This is a genomic window from Leucobacter sp. NPDC058333 (assembly GCF_042726155.1).
In the GTDB taxonomy this organism is placed as follows: Bacteria; Actinomycetota; Actinomycetes; order Actinomycetales; family Microbacteriaceae; genus Leucobacter.
This window is the reverse complement of the sequence record NZ_JBHXHV010000003.1, coordinates 507,878-526,543: the sequence shown is the minus strand read 5'-3', so window position 1 is coordinate 526,543 and position 18,666 is coordinate 507,878. Positions and strand designations below refer to the sequence as shown.

Below are 18,666 nucleotides of genomic sequence, written 5' to 3'. Positions count from 1 at the left end.
GGGGCGCCCGGGCGCCGGCCCCGGGCGCCGGCCCCGGGCGCCGGCGCCCGGGGCTTGGCGCCCACTGCCCGGCGCCCGCTGGAGGCGACAGAAACTCCGCCTAAATCGGGCTGAGAGACGGAGTTTCTGTCGCCTCCAAAGGGCCCTGGCCAGGGATCGCCCCGGCCGCACCCCGGAGGCGACAGAAACTCCGCTCAAAACGGCCCCAGAGACGGACTTTCTGTCGCCACATTGAGATGGCAGCGGCCTCAGCCACCTCGCCGAAGCCCACGGCTGAGTATTCTGGGGCAATGTCTGAACCCGCTGGCCCCGCCGAGGCGCACTCAATCACGCTCGTCCCGCTGCGTGAGGCCGACCTCGCGCGCATTCGCGAGGTTCGAATGGGCGAATCAGGTACCGGTGAGTTTCAGTGGTTCGGGCACGGTGATCAGCGGTCGCTTGAGCGGCAGTTCGCCGAATCCGGATGCTTGTGCGCCGACGGTGGATTGCTCACCGTGCTCGTAGACGGCGACTGGGCTGGCACTGTCGAGTGGTTTCCCGGGTTCTGGGGACCACGTGCCACTTCACGATGCTGGACGATCGCGATCGGTGTCGTCGCCGAACAACGAGGGCGTGGGATCGGCTCCCGCGCACAAGCGCTGCTCGCGGAGTACTTGTTCGCTCACTCCACCGTTGAACGGCTGCAAGCCTGGACCGATGTGAACAACATCGCAGAGCAACGCGCCCTTGCGAAGGCGTGCTTCTCCGAAGAGGGAATCCTCCGCAACGCGCAGTGGCGCGGCGGTCGCTGGCACGACCAGAAGCTCTACTCCCGGCTCCGCACCGACAGCGTGGTCGGCCAGTAACCCGGCGACCCGGCGACCCGGCGACCCGGCTCGACCCGGCTCACCCACCCGGGAGGCGACAGAAACTCCGCCTAAAACGGGCTGAGAGACGGAGTTTCTGTCGCCTCCAGGTGGCGAGGGGAACGCCGCGGGCGCCTACACTGGGCGGATGAACTTTATGCGCCTGAGCTGGGGAATGGGTGCCGCCGTCTGGTTCGTCGTCATCGTATTGGTGTGCGTCGCGCTCGGGCCCGCCGCCGTGGTAGTCGCGATCGTGTTTGGGCTCGGCCCTGACCTCTCGCTGCTCGGGGCATTTGCAGAGCGCGGGCGCCTGAAGCCCGGCCGCGTACGGCTCTACAACACGGTGCACACGATGACCATTCCGATCGCACTGCTCGTGATCGGACTCATCACCTTCTTCATCACGGGCGGCGTCGACGGCGGCTTCGTCTACATTGCGCTCGCGGGCGCCGCCTGGTTCGTGCACATCGCTGCGGATCGGGCGTTCGGTTTCGGGTTCCGCGACTCCGACGGCAGCATCATCCCGGTGGGCTTCACTATCTAACCCTTCAGGGAGCGCCTCATCGGCGACCTCGCGCGCGTGCCATACAGTAGGCGACTGTAGGCACCAACGCCCGCGTGGTGAACGGAAGGGAGACGGCGTGCATCTGAAGAGCCTGACGCTCAAAGGATTCAAGTCCTTCGCACAGCCGACCACCTTCCAATTCGAGCCCGGCGTCACGGCCATTGTCGGACCCAACGGCTCGGGCAAGTCGAACGTTGTCGACGCCCTCGCCTGGGTGATGGGGGAGCAGGGGGCGAAGACGCTGCGCGGCGGCAAGATGGAAGACGTCATCTTCGCCGGCACCTCGACGCGGGGTCCGCTCGGTCGCGCCGCCGTGACGCTGACCATCGATAACTCAGACGGCGCGCTTCCGATCGATTACACCGAAGTGACGATTAGCCGCACGCTGTTTCGAAACGGCTCGAGTGAGTACGCGATCAACGGCGAAGGGTGCCGTCTGCTCGATGTGCAAGAGCTCCTGAGCGATTCCGGGCTTGGCCGCGAAATGCACGTGATCGTCGGCCAGGGGCAGCTCGACGCGGTGCTCCGCGCGACGGCAGAGGATCGCCGCGGCTTCATCGAGGAGGCCGCTGGCATTCTCAAACACCGCCGCCGCAAAGAGCGCACCCTGCGCAAGCTGGAAGCGATGGAGACGAACCTCACCAGGCTCAACGATCTCGCGGGCGAACTGCGCCGCCAGCTCAAGCCGCTCGGGCGTCAGGCCGAGGTGGCGCGCGCCGCGCAGGGCATCGCCGCCGAGGTGCGCGACGCCAAAGCGCGCCTGCTCGCCGACGATGTGCACCGTCTGCGCACCGAGCTCGATGCACTCTCTCGTGACGAGTCGGAGCAGCACTCCGAACGCATTGTGTTGCAGGAGCAGGTCGAGCAGAAGCAGCTGCGCATTCAGCGCCTGGAGCAGAACCAGCAGAGCGACGAGCTCGACGCCGCACGTCGCGTCACGATCGGCCTCGAATCGGTGCAGTCGAAGTTGCGCGGGCTCTATGCACAGACCCAGCAGCGCCTCACCTTTCTCGCGACGCAGGCCGAGGCCCCCGAGCAGGTGAACCGCGTCACGCGGGCGTCCGTTGATGAGGCGGGGCAAGAAGCTGCGCGGTTACAGGCACTCATTCCCGAGGCCGAGGCCGCGTGGCAGCGGGCCGGCACCGCAACGCGGGCCGCGCAGCAGGCGCTCGACGCGATCGACGAGCACATTGCCGAGCAGAGTGAACTCGTCTCCAAACACGACCTGCAGCTGTCGCAGCTACGGGGTCGAGCAGAAGCGGCCGAGCAGAAGCGGGCGACCGTCGCACAGGAGGTCGAGCGCCGCGAGCACGCGCTCGCACAGGCAGAGGCGCGCGCTGGGGAGGCTCGAGAGCAGCTGGCCGGGTTCGAGGAACAAGAGGACCTTGGGAGCGACGCGGCTGAGGCGCCATCGGGTGAGGATCGGGATCAGGCGTACCGCGCCGCTCAAGAACGACAGGCCACCAGCGAGCAGCGCCGTGACGAAGTTCGCGAGCAATTGCACCGCCTCGAACAGGAGCTTGCTGGGCTCGAGGCCCGCGTCAGCGCGCTCACGCGGTCGCTCGATCAGCGCGACGCCTCAGCGGCGCTACTCGCCGAAGCTCCGGCGGGCGTCACTGGCAGGGTGTCCGATCACGTGCGCGTCGCCGAGGGCAGCGAGGCCGCCATCGCCGCGGCGCTTGGCACGTTCGCTGACGCCCTGCTCGCCGAGACTCACGATGCGGCCAGCCAGGTCGTCGACGCGGCGCGCACACAAGATCTCGGCAGGCTGCGTGCCGTGATCGCCGATGTCGCCGAGCGGTCTGGGGCGCCGCGCGACAATGATGTGCCGACGGTGTCCGGTGCGACGCGAGCGATTGACGCACTGCTGGAGGCCCCCGATGGCGTCCGCGCACTGCTCGCGCGCAGTTACATCGCGGACGACTTGAGCGGCGCGGTCGCGGCGGCTACGACGCTGGGGGAGCACTGGCCATCGGGCGGTTTCACCGTCGTTACCCGGGCGGGCGACGTCGTCACCGCGCACACGGTGAGCGGCGGATCGGTGCTCGCCCCGTCTCGCATTGAATTGACGGCAGAGCTCGAGCAAGCCGAGCTGCGCCGCTCAGCGGTCGCCGAGGCCGTCGCTGAGCACGAGGCCGAACTCGCCGAATTGCGCGCGGCCTCGGCACGAGCCAAAACCGACGCCCAGGAGGCGTTTGCTGAGCTGCGCGCCGCCGACGCGCGCCTCGCGGAGGTTGCTCAGGAGCGAAACCGGCTCGCCGCTCGCGCGGAGTCGGCGGTTGCCGAGGCAGAGCGTGCACGCCAGGCGCTTGCCTCGGTCTCGGAGTCGGCGGATGCTGCGGCGGTCGAGGCCGGGCGCGCCGCCCAGGCCCTCGATGAGGCAGCGTCTGAACCGCGCCCCATTCTTGACGCGAGCCAGCGCCCAGGCCTCGCCGACGACGTCGAACGCGCGCGTGCAGCTGAGCTCGAGGCCCGCCTCGCGCTCGAAACAGCGCGCGAGCGCGCTCGCGCCGCGGCCGTGCAGCGCACCACGCTCGGCGAGCAACTCCAAGCTGAGCAGCAAGCAGCGGAGGAGGCCGCACGTCGCGCCGTGCTGCGCGCGAGACAGGTGGCGCAGGCAGAGCGGGTGGGCGGGCTGCTCCCGGCGATCCTCGACGCCTGCGATCGTTCACTCGCCGAAGCGCGTCTAGCCCAGCAGCACGCTGAACAGGAGCGGGCTCGCCACAGCCAGGAACTCACCCTGCTGCGCTCGGAAGAGTCGGAGCTGCGACACAAGTTGCAGACCCTGACCGAGCGGGTGCACGGCGCCGAACTGAAAAGCTACGAGCGTAAGCTGCAATTGTCGGCCCTGCTCGAGCGGTCCGGTAATGAACTCGGGCTCGTCGAACACGTGCTGATTGCCGAATACGGCCCCGACGTGCCGATTCCGGAGCTGAGTGCCGCATCTGACGCCGTCGCTCATGAAGCCGCGAAAGCGACGGCAGATTCGACCGAATCGTCGGGCAAATTTGCCAACGACCTCGAAGCGCAGCTCGCCGCCGAACTCGGACTCACGGCAGACGCGGTAGCGCGCGCGGAGACCGAAACACCCGAGGCCTCAGTTGACGCCTCGGTAGTCAACGGCACCGAACCCAGCACTCACCCCTTCGTGCGCGCCGAGCAAGAACGCCGCCTCGCGAAGGCCGAGAAGCGCCTCGCCGAGCTCGGACGCATTAACCCGCTCGCGCTCGAGGAGTTTGCCGCTCTCGAACAGCGGCACGGATTCCTCACTGAACAGCTGCAGGATCTCACGAAGACCCGTGCCGATCTGATGGCGATCATCGAGGAGCTTGACCAGAAGATGCAGGGCATCTTCGCGGCGGCATTCGAAGACACACGCGTCGCGTTCGCCGAGGTGTTTCCGATTCTGTTCCCGGGCGGGTCTGGCGAGATTGCGCTGAGCAACCCCGACGACCTGCTCAATACGGGTATCGACATCGCCGTGCGCCCCGCTGGCAAGAAGGTTGAGCGAATGTCGCTGCTGTCGGGCGGGGAACGCTCGCTCGCGGCAGTCGCATGGCTGATGGCGATTTTCCAGGCCCGGCCGAGCCCGTTCTACATCGTCGACGAGGTCGAGGCCGCGCTCGACGACGCCAACCTGGGGCGCCTCTTGCAGGTATTCGAGCGCCTGCGCGAGAACTCGCAGCTCATCATCATCACGCATCAGAAGCGCACCATGGAGATCGCCGATGCGCTCTACGGCGTTTCGATGCGCCAGGATGGAATTTCCGCGGTCGTTGGGCAGCGGGTCGGGCAAGAGGTCGCGTAGCTCCAAAATCACGAGACGCTTACGATTCAGGTGATCGGGGCGGTCAGCGCAAGAAAGTGGCGCCGCTCTCGATAAGCTCGTGCTGTGTGCCGCAGAGCAGCGGCATCGAAATGCGAAAGGCGATATTCATGAGGAGAATTTCTCGAAAAGCCCTTGGCGGCATCGCACTGCTTGCGAGCGCCGGTCTGGTTCTAGCCGGGTGCTCAAGCACGTCCTCCGACGGTGGCGGCGATGCGGGCGGCGAACAGGTGTCTGAGCTCAAGATCGCGACGCTTCTGCCGCAGACGGGCGCACTCGAGCACCTCATCTACGGCCCGCAGGGCGCAGTCAAGCTCGCCCTGAAAGACATCAACGACGCCGGTGGCGTGCTGGGCAAAGATGTCACGGTTGTCGCAGAGGGGAACGAGGGCGACAGCAATGATCCAACGGTGATCTCGAAGAGCGTCGATGAGATCATCAAGGCGGAGCCCGCATTCGTGCTTGGTGCAATGGGTACGAGCAACACCAACGCAGCAATGCCGAAGCTGACCGAGGCCGGAATCCTGATGGGTTCTCCCTCAAACACCGGCATCGCACTCGCGGGCATCAACCCGCTCTATTTCCGCACGATTGCCTCTGACACCATTCAGGGCAAGGCGCTCGGCAACCTCGTCGTGAAGGACGGCCCGACCAGCGTCGGCATCCTCGCGCTGAACAACGACTATGGCCTCGGCCTCCGCGACAACCTGCAGTCAACCCTCGAAGACGCGGGCGTTGAGATCACGTACGGTGCGAAGGGTGACGGCGAGGAATTCCCCGAGGGGCAAACCTCGTTCTCTTCTGAGGTTTCGGCAGTGCTCGCGACGAAGCCCGAGGCGATTGCCATCCTCAGCTACATTGAGGCGCAGCAGATCATCCCCGAGCTGAAGGCGCAGGGCTTCGACCTGTCGAAGTTGTACCTCGTCGACGGCAACACGACGCCGTACCCGGATCTCGATCCCGGCACGCTCAAGGGTGCGCAGGGCACGACTCCCGGTCGCACCGTCGACGACGGCTTCGAGGCCGAACTTGCAGAGGTGTTCCCGGATGTCTCCAAGAGCCTGAACTTCGCTCCAGAGACCTACGACGCGGTGGTGCTCGTCGCACTCGCCGCCGAAAAGGGTGGCTCCGCCGATGCCGAGACAATTCGGGCGAACCTGCTCGCGGTCTCGGGTGCCGACGGCGGCGAGAAGTGCTCGACGTACAAGGATTGCCTCGCCCTGCTCAAGGACGACAAAGACATCCAGTACTCGGGCAAGGCCGGCATCGGGCCGTTGAACAAGGACAATGAGCCCTCGACGGCTCTGGTGGGTATCTACCAGTTCGACGAGACGAACACGCCGCTTCCGGTCGACGAGATCCAGGGCTAGTTCGCCCCGGGCTCCTCACCCGCAGCACGTGAAACGGCGGGCCGCTTCCCTCGGGAGGTCGGCCCGCCGTTTCACGTTACGGGGTGCTGCTTCAGAGCTACTCGGGCTGTTGCCCGCCAGCCTTCGCCTCGACGTCTGCGGCGAGCGTGCCGAGGTACAGCTCGATCACGCGCGGGTCATTCGCCAGCTCGCGGCCGGGGCCCTCGTACGCGTTCGCGCCCTGATCGAGCACATAGGCGCGATCACAGATCTGCAGGCAGCGGCGAGCGTTCTGCTCGACCATCACGATCGTCACGCCCGTCTGATTGATCTGACGCGTGCGGATGAACGTCTCGTCCTGGCGCACGGGTGAAAGCCCCGCACTCGGCTCGTCGAGCAGCAGCACGCTCGGGCTCATCATGAGCGCGCGCGCCATCGCGACCGACTGGCGCTCGCCCCCCGAGAGCGACCCCGCGAGCTGGCGACGTCGATCCGCAAGCATGGGGAACAGCTCCCACATCTCCGCGATTCGCGTGGCAAACTCGCGTGGCTTCAGGTACAGCCCCATCTGCAGATTTTCTTCGATCGACAGTGATGGAAACACATTGTTCGACTGCGGCACGAACCCGACGCCCTGCCGCACGAGCTCGTTCGTGCGGGCAGAGGTCACGTCTTTGCCGTTGAGGGTCACCGTGCCGCTGCGAATGTTCACGAGACCGAAGAGTGATTTCAGCAGCGTCGACTTGCCCGCGCCGTTCGGCCCGATAATGCCGACGAGTTCGCCGGGTCGCGCCTCGAGCGTGCAATCGTTCAAGATATCGATGCCCGGCAGGTAGCCGGCGACAAGGTGCGACGCGCGGATGACGGGCTCGACGGCTCCGCCCGTGCTCGCGCTCGCGGTGCTGGTCTCAGCGCTCATCGGCTCTCCTCCTGCGTGGCTTCTGCCTCTTCTGCGGCGACCTCGGCGGCAATGGCCGTGAGCACGCCAGTGGTGAGTACGTCGTCATCTCCGAGGTCGCGATCGTGGTGCGCACCCAGGTACGCATCAACAACGGCCGCGCTCGTCATGATTTCTTCGGGCAGGCCCTCTGCGATGATCTCGCCCTGCGCCATGACAATCACCCAGTCGGAGATGTGGCGCACCATGTGCATGTCATGCTCAACGAAGAGCACTGTGGTGCCCTCGTCACGCAGCAGCTGGATGTGGTCGAGCAGGCTCTGAGTCAGCGCCGGGTTCACGCCGGCCATCGGCTCGTCGAGCATAATCATCGCCGGGTTCGACATCAGCGCGCGCGCCATTTCGAGCAGCTTCTTCTGGCCGCCCGACAGGCCCCCAGCGAGATCGTCCCGCTTCGCATCGAGCTTGAAACGGGCGAGGATCTCTTCGGCCCGGGCGACATTCTCCCGCTCACGCCCGGCCCAGATGGGCTTCACGAGGCTCGCGAAGAGGCCCTCTCCTGGCTGGTTGTTCGCGCCGACCAGCATGTTGTCGAGCACGGTCATGCGCGAGAGCGCCTTCGTGAGCTGGAACGTGCGAATCATGCCGGAGCGCGCGACACGCGAAGCGTTGGTGCGCGTGAGTGCCTGGCCATTGAAGCTCCACGCGGCACGGTCGCCGCCCGAGCGGAACGGACCCGCTGCGTTTGACGGTGCGTCGAACCCGGTCAGCAGGTTGAAGAACGTGGTCTTGCCGGCGCCGTTCGGCCCGATCAGTGCGGTGATCGCGCCCCGCTGCACTTCGAGGTGATCGACCTGCACCGCGACGTTGCCGCCGAAGCGGCGTGTGACCCGGTCGACGGTCAGAATCGGGTCGGGTTTTGCCGCGCCGGGCTGCTGGTCGAGCGTCGCGAGTTCGCGCCGCAGCGCCGCGCGGTCGTAGGGGTAGTCAGACATTGAACGACAGCTCCTTCTTATCCCCGAGGATGCCCTGCGGTCTGAATATCACGAGCAGCATGAGCATCACCCCGATCAGTACCCAGGCAAGCTGCTCTGTCTGCTGGGAATTGAGGATGGATGCGGGTACGAACTCGCCGGCGACGCTGGTAATTACGAGTCGCACAACGAAGAACAGGATCGCGCCGAGGAGCGGGCCCAGAATCGTTGCAGCGCCACCGAGCAGCATGATCATCCACAGGTTGAACGTGGTCGGTCGTCCCATGCCGTCGGGGTTGATTGCGGCGGGCAGCGACATCAGGATCCCGCCGAAGCCGCCCATCACGCCGCCGATAATCAGCGCCTGCATCTTGTACGAGAACGTGTTCTTGCCGAGGCTGCGCATCGCGTCCTCGTCCTCGCGGATGCCGCGCAGCACACGGCCCCACGGGCTCCGCATGAGCAACCACGTGATGAGCAGGAAGAGTGCGACGAGCCCCCAAGCGACAATGCGGCTCCACCAGTCATCGACACCCACGTTGGTGTAGGTCATTCCGAGGAAGGTTGTCCGGCCTTCAGACAGCGGCGCGAGCGCGTTGAACTCCTCGCGGAAATTCGGGCTTTGAATACCGCTCGGGCCGCCGGTGATCGGCGTAAGATTCGCGAGGCGGGCGACCATGCGCACGATCTCCGCGGCACCAATGGTGACGATCGCAAGATAGTCGCCGCGCAGCTTGAGCGTCGGAATGCCGAGCAGCACCGCGAACAGCGCGGAGGCCAGCACCGAGATGATGATGGCTGGCAAGAACCCCAGCCCGCTCATCGTCGCGATCACAAAGCCGTAGCCGCCGATCAGCATGAAGCCTGCCTGGCCCATGTTCATGAGCCCGGTGAAGCCGAAGTGAATGTTGAGCCCGATGGCGGCGACCGCGAAGGCGGCGGTGACGGGGGAGAGAGCCGTTTGCGCGATTGACTCGAGCAGTCCGATCCAGAAGTCCATGGTGTGTCCCTATCCCTCAGCCGATGCGCTCTGCGCGCCCGAAGATGCCCTGCGGCCTCACGAGCAGCACGATGATCAGAATGAACAGTGCCGCGGCGTGCTTCAGGTCACCCGGCAGCCAAATATTCGCCATCTCGACGACGAGGCCAATGATCATGGCGCCGACAAACGCGCCGAAGGCCGTGCCGATGCCGCCGAGCACAACCGCGGCGAACAGCAGCAGCAGGAACGACCAGCCGGTGTTCCATGCGACGCCGTTGAGCACGAGTCCGAGCAGCAGGCCAGCGAGGCCAGCGAGCGCCGTGCCCACGGTCCACACAAGGCGGATAATGCCGTCGACGTTGATGCCCGAGGCCTCGGCCAGAGCCGGGTTGTCGGCGACAGCGCGAGTCGCGCGACCGAATCGCGTGAACTTCAGTGCGACGCCGACACCGATGATCGCGAGGAGCGCGATGCCCATTGCGACGTACGACTGCACGGTGAGCGTGATTCCGAGGATGGTGACGGTCTCGGGGGTCTTCGTGACGATGCGCAGAATTTGAGCACCGAAAATGAATTGGAACAGGTTCTGCAGCGCGATCGAAAGGCCGATCGACACGATCATCATCTGCATCAGACTCAATCGCCGTTTGCGCAACGGTTTCCAGAGCGCCTTGTCTTGTAGATAGCCGAAGAGCGCCATGAGCGCGACCGTGATGATGCCCGCGAGCCAGATGTTGTGCGTCAAAGACATGAAGAGGAATGCCAGCATGCCGCCCATCGAGAGCATCTCGCCCTGCGCGAAGTTACTGACTCCAGTGGTGCCAAAAACGAGCGAGAGTCCGAGCGCCGCGAGCGAGAGCAGGAGGCCCATGCGGATGCCCGATGCGAACTGCTGCCAGAACCGTGGCCACGAGAATCCGTCGCCCGCGGTCGCCTGGCTCGCGCCGGCACCGGTGCCCGCGTCTGTTCCGGTTGTAGACGATGCATCGGCCGCGGCGGGGGTCTGGCCGCCGGTGGTTTCGCCGCCCTCCGACTTCCCATCGCTCGCGGCGTCGCTGCCGGAACTGCCCGTGCTTTCGGTTCCCGAATCGGTCGGGGCCGTGGCCTTCGACTGATCGTCGGTGAGCGGGAACAGTGCGCTGGCCGAGTCATACAGCTCAACGGTGAGCGTGCGGCTCGAAGCGTTCTTGAAGAACTGACCGGCGGGGAGCGTCGATTCCTTGACACTGACCTCGTAGTCGCCTGCGCTCGTGACGGCGAAGCTCCAACGGCCCTCGGCGTCGGTCTGTACGGTCTGCGAGTCGCCCTCACCGGTGACGTCAATCGTCACCCCGGGCGCCGGGGTACCGTCGCTCGACTTAATGATGCCCTGCAGGCACCCGGTGTCTGGGCTCGGCGCACAGTCGACGGCGTAGGCGGGAGCCGACGGAATCAGAAAGCTCAACAGTGTGATCAGGAGCGCCGCGCTGAGCAGGGCGATGCCGGTGCTGCGTCGGTTGAGCCTCGATCTGGCTACAGGAGACGTCACGGTACCTCCGGGTGGGTGATGCAGCATCGCAAACTCATCGACGCTGCTGAGAATGGCCTAACAGCAAGATGCTAGCGGAGACGCAGCCCGTTCGTGACCACGCCGGTAGTCTTGAGGAATGGCTGAGCGATCATGGTCCTTCTCGAAAGCATTCCGCAACATCTTCAGCGGGCCCGAGCTGATCACCGATGAGACGTGGGACGATCTCGAGACCGCGCTGATCACCGCGGACTTCGGCCCCGACGTTTCTGAGTCGATTCTCGACGCGTTGCGCGCCGACGTTGAGCGTCACCGCGTGACCGAAGTCGCCGAGATGCGACGCATGCTGCGCGACGCCGTCGAAGAACGTCTCGCCAAGTACGATCCGACGCTGCACCTCTCGGAGCGACCCGCCGTCATTCTCGTCGTCGGGGTCAACGGCGTCGGCAAGACGACGACCATTGGCAAGTTCGCAAAGTATCTGACCGCGTTCGATAAACGCATCATCGTAGGAGCCGCAGACACGTTCCGCGCCGCAGCGGTCGAGCAGCTCGCAACGTGGGCGGATCGCGCGGGCGTCGATATCGTCAAGCCGCAACAGGCTGGGCAGGATCCCGCATCGGTCGCGTTTCAAACCGTGCAACGCGCTATAGAGGGCGCCTACGACATTGCGATCATCGACACCGCTGGGCGGCTGCAGACCAAGGGCGGGTTGATGGACGAACTCGGCAAGGTGCGTCGCGTTATCGAAAAGCAGGCGCCGGTTGCCGAGGTATTGCTCGTGCTCGACGCGACTACGGGCCAAAATGGACTGGCGCAGGCGGAAGCCTTCATCCAACACGCTGGAGTCACGGGCCTCGTGTTGACGAAGCTCGACGGTTCGGCGAAGGGCGGGTTCGTGCTGTCTGTACAAGAAAAGACGGGCCTTCCGGTAAAGCTCGTTGGTCAGGGCGAGGGCATTACCGACCTCACTGGCTTCACGCCTCACGTGTTCGCCCAGCAGCTCATCGGATGACGGTGCCCACCCCGGGCGAACAGGCACCCCTCGGCGATGCACTGCGTGCCGCCTGGGAGGCAGTGGAAAGCGGTGACCGCGCTCGCATTGCTGAGGCAGAGCATGCCTTTCGCGCGCTGATGCCGCGGGCGATTGCCGCGGCGGGCGAGGGTGGCGTGCCGCACGCATCGGCCCTCAGGGGTCTCGCGGCGGCCGTCGAGGCCGTGGGTCGCCACGCCGAGGCGGCAGAGCTCTTCGAAGTGCTCGCCGCAGTGCTCGACCGTGAGGTCGCTGACGAGTCGGTCGGTGCGCGAGAAGTGCGCACCGATCAGTTGCTGCAGGCCATGGCTCTTGCGGTTACAAATAGCGCGGCGGCTGAACGCTCGGCCGGCGGTGTGGCCGTCGCTGGCGACGGCACCGATCCCGGTGGCGCTCTCCCGCGCATTGACGGCATCATCGCACGCGCCGAGGCCGAACTTGGCGGCACACACGGTCGCACCCTCTGGCTTCTCGCGCGTCGCGCGCAACTGCACACCCGAATTCGCGGCGCAGCGGGTCTTCCGAGCTTCGATCTGTTGATCGCGCGAGCCGCAGCGGAGGAGGAGAACGGCGCGAATCACCTGACGGCACTCGCCGAGAAAGCGACCGAGTTATCACGACTCGACCTTGACGGTGATTCGGCGCTGCTCTGGGAACGCGTGGTCGAGGGGCGACGGCTGCTGTTCGGCTTCGACCACCCTGAGACGCTGAGCGCGTGGTGGTGGGAAGCTCGCACACTGCTCTGGTCAGGCGACGCTGAGGGCGCCGAACGCGAATTCGGCCTGCTCATTCCTGCGCTGCAGCGCACGCTGGGCGATGACGCACCAGGCACGCTCGACGCGATGCGAGCCAGGGTCAACGTGCTGCAGCGGCTCGGCCGGGAGCGATGGGGCGAGGCCCTGGAAATCGCGCGGCGCATTGCGGTGCTTGAGGCCGCCCGTTTCGGGCCAGAGAGCCGCCAGGTGCTCGAGTCGCGTGGCAAGGCGGTTGACCTCCTCGACGATCTCGACCGACTCGACGAGGCGGAAAGCGAATCAGCTGAGCTGTGTGACGAGGCCCTCGCAGAGCTGGGCGAGGCAGCGCAGCTGCCGATCGTGCTCGGCCGCACCAGGCAGTGGATACTGCGCCGGATGCGCGACGCTGAAACCGACCGCGATGCTGCCGAGAGTGGCGCGGTTGCCGCCCAGCTCACCGCGACCGGGATCGCGCTCTGTGACCGTCTAATCGATCTCGCAGAAGCACGCGCACGATCGGTCGGTGGAGACCTTGCCAACGGCGATGCCGATCCTGCCGATCCTGGCGACGGGCTCGCGGATCGCATTCGTCTCTTCGGGCAAACGCTGCACGATCGCGCGAACTGGCACCAGGCGGGGAGTGATGAGAGTATTGCCGCGCTTGCGTCGGCGATCACGCGCGTGGACGCAGCCGACTTTGCCGAAGGGATTGCCGAAGGCACCGAACTGAGAATCGCGCTGCACGACCGCATCGCGTCGGAGCTTTTCTCGGCGGAGCGTCCAGACGAGGCGCTGACGCACTACACCCGATCGTGGGAGCTTGAGCGCGAATTGGCTGTCGTTCCCTCGCGTGCGAGTAGTGCCCCTGAGCGCATTGCACAGTCGGCGAAATCGGTCGGCTCAACACTGCGCAGGCTCGGTCGCACTGAAGAGGCAGAGGCCTGCTTCGCTGACGCACTCGTTGCCGCCGCCGCCGGGGGAGTCAGCGACGGCACCGTCGCGGAGCTGCGCAATGTGCGGGCGCTCGCGCTGCAAGAACTTGGCCGCACTGACGAGGCCGCGCTCGAAATGCACGCACTCTGGGAGGCGAATGGCGATCCGAGTGACGCAGTGGACCTCGCCGTCGTCTATCTCGCGGGCGACCGGCCCGCGGAGGCCGAGTCGCTGCTGAGGGGCGTGCTTGCACAGCTCGAAGCGTCGGGCACGGCTCGCACCCTGACAGCGACCCGCTTGATGGGCAATCTCGCGCTCGCCGCGTGCCACCAGGATCGCGATGCCGAGGCCGCCGCAGCCTACGATCGCCTGCTCGACGTGCAACGTGAGCTGTTCGGAGACACGCACCGCGACGCCCTCACGACGCGCCACAATCGCGCGCTCGAGGAGCTGCACCTGGGCCGAAGTGCGGAAGCGGCTCGGCGACTCGAAGAGGTGTGGCGGCTGCGGGTCGAACATCTGGGGGAGCGCGATCCGCAAACTCTGAGCACCCTCTCGAACCTTGCGGTGGCCGCGCGCGAGGCCGGCGACCTCGACCGCGCCCGCGAGACAGGGCAGCGCGCGCTCGAAGCTTCGCGGGAGGTGCTCGGTGCCACGCATCCCGCGACGTTACGACGCACGCGCGAGCTCGCCCGCACTCTGGAACTCTCCGGGGCGTCGTCGACGGAGCGCGCCGAACTTGATGACGCGGTGCGAGCGGCGGTGCAGCAGCACGGTGCGGGCGACGCGCCCACAGTAGCGACGACGCTGCGCTATGCCGAACACCTGTTGCAGCAGGATCGACCGGGTGACGCGCTGATCGAATTTGCCCGCGCACGAGACGCGAGCTCGGTGACCGGCGCTGGCTCGCACGCGCGGCCGGGCGCGGGTGAGGGCACTTCGGGAGTTTCCGGATCCGGCGCGCTCGATCGGCTCGCTGCGGAGCGCGGTATTGCGGCCTGCCACCGAAAGCTCGGTAGTCACCGCGAGGCAGCAGCCGCGTTCGCCGCGGTCGCAGCACAGACCGAACAGGTGCTCCCGAATGATCGTTGGGCGATAGTCGACGCGCTGAATGAGCAGAGCTTCGCGCTGTCAAAAGCAGATCGCGTCGACGAGCTCGTTGCGCCGCAGCGGCGCGCAATCGTTCTGGCCGAGGCGCTGGGGAACGACCCGAGACGGACCCTGCAGCTGCGGGTGTGGTTGGGGCGTCGGCTCGCGGGCCACGGGCGTACCGAGGAAGCGCTCGTCGAATACCGAGCGGCCTACGAGCTCGCCGTACCTGAGCTCGGCCGCGCCGATGCCCTGGCGGTCGACGCAGCCGATGACGTCGCAGAATCACTCGCGAAGCTGGGGCGCAGTCGCGAGGCGCTCGCGATCTACCGGGAGAACATCCCGCTGATGGAGCGTGCGTTCGGAGTCGACTCGCGTCAGGTACGCCGTGCCCGCGCCAAGCAGAAAGAGGCAGCGACCTTCGTCAGTCGTCTGCCGCGGATCGCTGGGTCAGTGGTGCTCGCTATAGGTGTCATCGGGCTGGTGATCTGGAACACCTTCGGGTGAAGCACTGGTGAAGGGCGGCGGGCTCCGTGCTCTGGGTGGACGCTGCGTGCGGTTCGGGCGACACCGGCTAGAATGAACCCGCTATGGCTACTTTCGGAAACCTCTCGGCGCGACTGACCGACACCCTCAAGAACCTTCGTTCGAAGGGCAAGCTTTCTGCGTCCGACGTCGACAGCACTGTGCGCGAGATTCGCCGCGCGCTGCTCGAAGCCGACGTCGCACTCGAGGTGGTCAAGGAGTTCACCGGCAAGGTGCGCGAGCGCGCACTCGGCGACGAGGTGAACCAGGCGTTGAACCCTGCGCAGCAGGTCGTGCAGATCGTGAACGAAGAGCTCGTCGCGATCCTCGGCGGCGAGCAGCGCCGCTTGCAGTTCGCGAAGAACCCGCCGACCATCATCATGCTCGCTGGTTTGCAGGGTGCGGGCAAGACGACCCTCGCGGGCAAGCTCGCGAAGTGGCTGCGCGATCAGGGTCACACGCCCCTGCTCGTCGCGTGTGACCTGCAGCGCCCCAACGCCGTGACCCAGCTTGGCGTGGTCGCTGAGCAGGCCGGCGTCGAGATCTTCGCACCAGAGCCAGGCAACGGCGTCGGCGATCCGGTGCAGGTTGCGAAGCGCGGTGTCGCCGAGGCGCGCTCAAAGCATCACGATTTCGTCATCATTGATACCGCTGGCCGGCTCGGCGTTGACGCCGACATGATGCAGCAGGCCGCAGACATTCGCCGGGCTACCGATCCCGACGAAGTGCTCTTTGTGATCGACGCGATGATCGGTCAAGACGCGGTGGCGACCGCGCAGGCCTTCCAGGCAGGCGTCGACTTCACCGGTGTCGTGCTGACGAAGCTCGACGGTGACGCGCGCGGCGGCGCCGCACTCTCGATTCGCCGCGTGACCGGTCGCCCGATCCTGTTCGCATCGACCGGCGAGGGGCTCGGCGACTTCGAACCGTTCCACCCCGACCGCATGGCGAGCCGTATTCTCGACCTCGGCGACATTCTTACGCTGATCGAGCAGGCGCAGTCCGCGTTCGACGAGGACGAAGCGCGCAAGGTCGCCGAAAAGATCGCCAAGGACGCGTTCACGCTTGACGACTTCCTCGGGCAGATGCAGCAGCTCCGCAAGGCCGGATCCCTCAAGAAGATGATGGGCATGCTGCCCGGCATGGGCAAGATGCAGGCCCAGCTCGACAACTTCGATGAGCGCGAGATTGTGCACACCGAAGCAATCATCCAGTCGATGACACCGGCGGAGCGCGAAAATCCGAAGCTCTTGAACGGCTCACGGCGTCTGCGCATTGCGCGCGGTTGCGGCATGACCGTGACCGACGTGAACCAGCTCGTGCAGCGCTTCGAGCAGGCCGCGAAGATGATGAAGACGGTCGCGCGCGGTGGCGTGCCGCAGATCCCAGGCATGGGCCCCGTGCCCGGCATGGGCGGTGGCGGTGGACGTAAGAAGCAGCAGCCCAAGGGCAAGGGCAAGCAGCGTTCGGGCAATCCGGCGAAGCGTGCCCAGGAGGCCGCTGGGATCGCAGCGAAGCCCGACGCGGCCGCTGGCGGCTCAGGATTCGGTCTGGCCGGTGGCGGCGCGGCCGCTCAGCCCACCGAAGACGACATGGCTAAGTTGCAACAAATGCTCGGCAAGGGTCTGCGCTAACGACACTCGGCGCCCCGCGGAGCGTGCCGGGGCGGCGACGACACTGACACGGAGGCGTGCGTGACGACCGACGGATCAGACTTCCGACATGACGAGCGCCTTGCACTGTTTCGGTCGGAGTGGCCGCGGCGGGTGAGCTGGCGCGAAGTGCACGAGGCGGAGCCCCGCGTGTTCGCTTCGGCGGCAAAGGGCGTACTGTTACTCATTCCGGCGATCCTGGCCACACTGGCGTGGGGATGCCTCGCACTGGAATTTCCGACCGCACTCACGCTGCCCGACTGGATCGACTGGAGCCGGCCATTCCTCACGATCGCGTCGGCCTTGGCCGCCGTGACATTCTGGATTTGGGCCGCGGCGCTGATGTCGATGCCCGCCGAGACGCGGCGCGAGCTCGCCGTTCAGCGCTTCGCGCAGAACCGCGGGCTGACCTACGCACGCTTTGGCGCGCTGCCCGAACGTATCGGCATCTTTTTCGGTGAGGCCGGGGGAGCTCCGGTGCTCCCCGCACGACTCCGCGATCGGCCGGACCCGGCTCGAAAGCCGCTGTACAACTCGCGGTTCTCGCTGTCAGAGGGGCGCGGCTCTGTGGCTCTCGATCCGCCACTCCAGATAGCGATCGCCGGTTACACAGGCGGTAAGAACGACCCCAAGGGTCCCCGGCCCATATTTCGTTATCTGTCAATGCGGCTGCCGCGCGCCTTGCCGCACCTGATGATCGATTCGCGGCGTAACGGGAGCCTGCGCGCATTTCTGCCCGGATCGCAGCGACTTTCTCTCGAGGGTGACTTTGATCGCCATTTTTCCGCGTACGTCCCGAACGGGTATGAGCGCGACGCCCTGGAACTGCTCACCCCCGACGTCATGGCATGCCTAATCGATCACGGGCGACGCTGGGACATTGAGGTCATCGAAGATCGGCTCATCGTCGCGTCGAGCCGGTTTCGACGCGTTTCCGATCGAAGGGAAGCGACGGCGCTGCTGCGTTTTTCCGAGCTGGTCGGGGCAGAGCTCGGGCACCAGGCGAGCACCTACACCGATCCGCGATCGCCGCGCCCGCGCTCGCAGATCTCCGCGGCCGGGAGCAGGCTTCGACGCCGATCCGGGGCATGGACCACGGCGATCTTCGCCGGTGTGGTGGCTCTGATGCTCGCATTTCCGCACGTGCTGGGCTGGTTTCTTGACCGGTAGCGCCCCAGCCGTCCATTAAAACTCCTGGTCCCATCGAAAATTGCAAATATAGCCCTGGTGTGGCACTATTGATGAGTTCGTGCATCTCGCGCGCCCACGCTTCCGCAGCGGGCAACTCACGCCCCGGCCGCGGCATCGTCCAACGATTCAAGGAGTCATCATGGCTGTCAAGATCCGCCTCAAGCGCCTCGGCAAGATCCGCGCCCCCTACTACCGCATCGTCGTCGCCGACTCGCGCACCAAGCGCGACGGCCGCGTGATCGAAGAGATCGGCAAGTACCACCCGACCGAGCACCCGTCGTTCATCGAGGTCGACTCGGAGCGCGCGCAGTACTGGCTCAGCGTCGGCGCGCAGCCGACCGAGCAGGTCGCGGCCATCCTGAAGCTCTCGGGCGACTGGGGCAAGTTCACCGGCAAGGGTGACACCGAGTCGAAGATCGTCGCCCCCGAGGCAAAGGTTCCCTTTGAGGCCAACGCCTCGAAGAAGACCGTGCTGCGTCCCAAGGCTGAGAAGCCCGCAGCAGCTCCCGCTGAGGAAGCTCCGGCCGAAGAGGCCGCAGCCGAGTCGACCGAGGCCTGAGCCT

Annotated in this window: 13 protein-coding genes; 9 read left to right on the top strand and 4 right to left on the bottom strand. The window is 66.1% G+C overall.

Annotated elements, in window-relative coordinates:
• Window positions 1–290: 290 nt before the first annotated feature.
• From ACFWHR_RS12905 to ACFWHR_RS12890, 4 genes are all read left to right on the top strand, one after another.
• Entirely contained in the window at window positions 291–845 is a 555-nt protein-coding gene (locus tag ACFWHR_RS12905) for a GNAT family N-acetyltransferase (RefSeq protein ID WP_382448699.1), read from the top strand.
• 148 nt (window positions 846–993) lie between these two features.
• Window positions 994–1,389, top strand: a complete 396-nt coding sequence (locus tag ACFWHR_RS12900) for a DUF4260 family protein (protein WP_382448698.1) — start codon at window positions 994–996, stop codon at window positions 1,387–1,389.
• Window positions 1,390–1,486: 97 nt separating this feature from the next.
• On the top strand, window positions 1,487–5,218 hold the full coding sequence (locus ACFWHR_RS12895; protein WP_382448697.1) for an AAA family ATPase: 3,732 nt from the start codon (window positions 1,487–1,489) through the stop codon (window positions 5,216–5,218).
• A gap of 128 nt (window positions 5,219–5,346) precedes the next feature.
• Window positions 5,347–6,606, top strand: a complete 1,260-nt coding sequence (locus tag ACFWHR_RS12890) for an ABC transporter substrate-binding protein (protein WP_382448696.1) — start codon at window positions 5,347–5,349, stop codon at window positions 6,604–6,606.
• A 97-nt stretch (window positions 6,607–6,703) separates the two neighbouring features.
• Here the strand turns inward: ACFWHR_RS12890 and ACFWHR_RS12885 are convergent, their stop codons facing one another.
• The 4 genes from ACFWHR_RS12885 to ACFWHR_RS12870 are packed head-to-tail and all read right to left on the bottom strand — an operon-like array spanning window position 6,704 to window position 10,967.
• A complete protein-coding gene (locus ACFWHR_RS12885; protein ID WP_382448695.1) occupies window positions 6,704–7,504 on the bottom strand; it encodes an ABC transporter ATP-binding protein in 801 nt (266 codons plus the stop codon).
• Entirely contained in the window at window positions 7,501–8,478 is a 978-nt protein-coding gene (locus ACFWHR_RS12880) for an ABC transporter ATP-binding protein (protein WP_382448694.1), read from the bottom strand. The genes ACFWHR_RS12885 and ACFWHR_RS12880 overlap by 4 nt, the downstream gene beginning before the upstream one ends.
• Complete coding sequence (locus ACFWHR_RS12875; RefSeq protein WP_382448693.1) at window positions 8,471–9,457, bottom strand: branched-chain amino acid ABC transporter permease; 987 nt, start codon at window positions 9,455–9,457, stop codon at window positions 8,471–8,473. The genes ACFWHR_RS12880 and ACFWHR_RS12875 overlap by 8 nt, the downstream gene beginning before the upstream one ends.
• A gap of 16 nt (window positions 9,458–9,473) precedes the next feature.
• Window positions 9,474–10,967, bottom strand: coding sequence for a carboxypeptidase regulatory-like domain-containing protein (locus ACFWHR_RS12870; protein WP_382448692.1), 1,494 nt, complete (start codon window positions 10,965–10,967; stop codon window positions 9,474–9,476).
• A gap of 118 nt (window positions 10,968–11,085) precedes the next feature.
• Here ACFWHR_RS12870 and ftsY point away from each other — a divergent pair, with 118 nt between their 5' ends.
• From ftsY to rpsP, 5 genes are all read left to right on the top strand, one after another.
• The gene (gene ftsY / locus ACFWHR_RS12865; RefSeq protein WP_382448691.1) at window positions 11,086–11,961 is read left to right on the top strand and encodes a signal recognition particle-docking protein FtsY; all 876 of its coding nucleotides are present in this window, start codon (window positions 11,086–11,088) and stop codon (window positions 11,959–11,961) included.
• Window positions 11,958–15,242 carry a tetratricopeptide repeat protein gene (locus ACFWHR_RS12860; protein WP_382448690.1) on the top strand — a complete coding sequence of 1,095 codons (3,285 nt, stop codon included), beginning with the start codon at window positions 11,958–11,960 and terminating at the stop codon, window positions 15,240–15,242. Before ftsY ends, ACFWHR_RS12860 begins: the two co-directional genes overlap by 4 nt.
• A gap of 83 nt (window positions 15,243–15,325) precedes the next feature.
• Complete coding sequence (gene ffh / locus ACFWHR_RS12855) at window positions 15,326–16,894, top strand: signal recognition particle protein (protein ID WP_382448689.1); 1,569 nt, start codon at window positions 15,326–15,328, stop codon at window positions 16,892–16,894.
• Window positions 16,895–16,954: 60 nt separating this feature from the next.
• On the top strand, window positions 16,955–18,082 hold the full coding sequence (locus ACFWHR_RS12850; RefSeq protein ID WP_382448688.1) for a hypothetical protein: 1,128 nt from the start codon (window positions 16,955–16,957) through the stop codon (window positions 18,080–18,082).
• A 160-nt stretch (window positions 18,083–18,242) separates the two neighbouring features.
• Window positions 18,243–18,662, top strand: a complete 420-nt coding sequence (gene rpsP / locus ACFWHR_RS12845; protein WP_382448687.1) for a 30S ribosomal protein S16 — start codon at window positions 18,243–18,245, stop codon at window positions 18,660–18,662.
• Window positions 18,663–18,666: the final 4 nt, after the last annotated feature.

Bases quoted from the DNA above. Each gene is read 5' to 3' on its own strand.
- ACFWHR_RS12905 (WP_382448699.1), top strand. From the start codon at position 291: ATGTCTGAACCCGCTGGCCCCGCCGAGGCGCACTCAATCACGCTCGTC.
- ACFWHR_RS12900 (WP_382448698.1), top strand. From the start codon at position 994: ATGAACTTTATGCGCCTGAGCTGGGGAATGGGTGCCGCCGTCTGGTTC.
- ACFWHR_RS12890 (WP_382448696.1), top strand. From the start codon at position 5,347: ATGAGGAGAATTTCTCGAAAAGCCCTTGGCGGCATCGCACTGCTTGCG.
- ACFWHR_RS12885 (WP_382448695.1), bottom strand. From the start codon at position 7,504: ATGAGCGCTGAGACCAGCACCGCGAGCGCGAGCACGGGCGGAGCCGTC.
- ACFWHR_RS12880 (WP_382448694.1), bottom strand. From the start codon at position 8,478: ATGTCTGACTACCCCTACGACCGCGCGGCGCTGCGGCGCGAACTCGCG.
- ACFWHR_RS12875 (WP_382448693.1), bottom strand. From the start codon at position 9,457: ATGGACTTCTGGATCGGACTGCTCGAGTCAATCGCGCAAACGGCTCTC.
- ftsY (WP_382448691.1), top strand. From the start codon at position 11,086: ATGGCTGAGCGATCATGGTCCTTCTCGAAAGCATTCCGCAACATCTTC.
- ACFWHR_RS12860 (WP_382448690.1), top strand. From the start codon at position 11,958: ATGACGGTGCCCACCCCGGGCGAACAGGCACCCCTCGGCGATGCACTG.
- ffh (WP_382448689.1), top strand. From the start codon at position 15,326: ATGGCTACTTTCGGAAACCTCTCGGCGCGACTGACCGACACCCTCAAG.
- rpsP (WP_382448687.1), top strand. From the start codon at position 18,243: ATGGCTGTCAAGATCCGCCTCAAGCGCCTCGGCAAGATCCGCGCCCCC.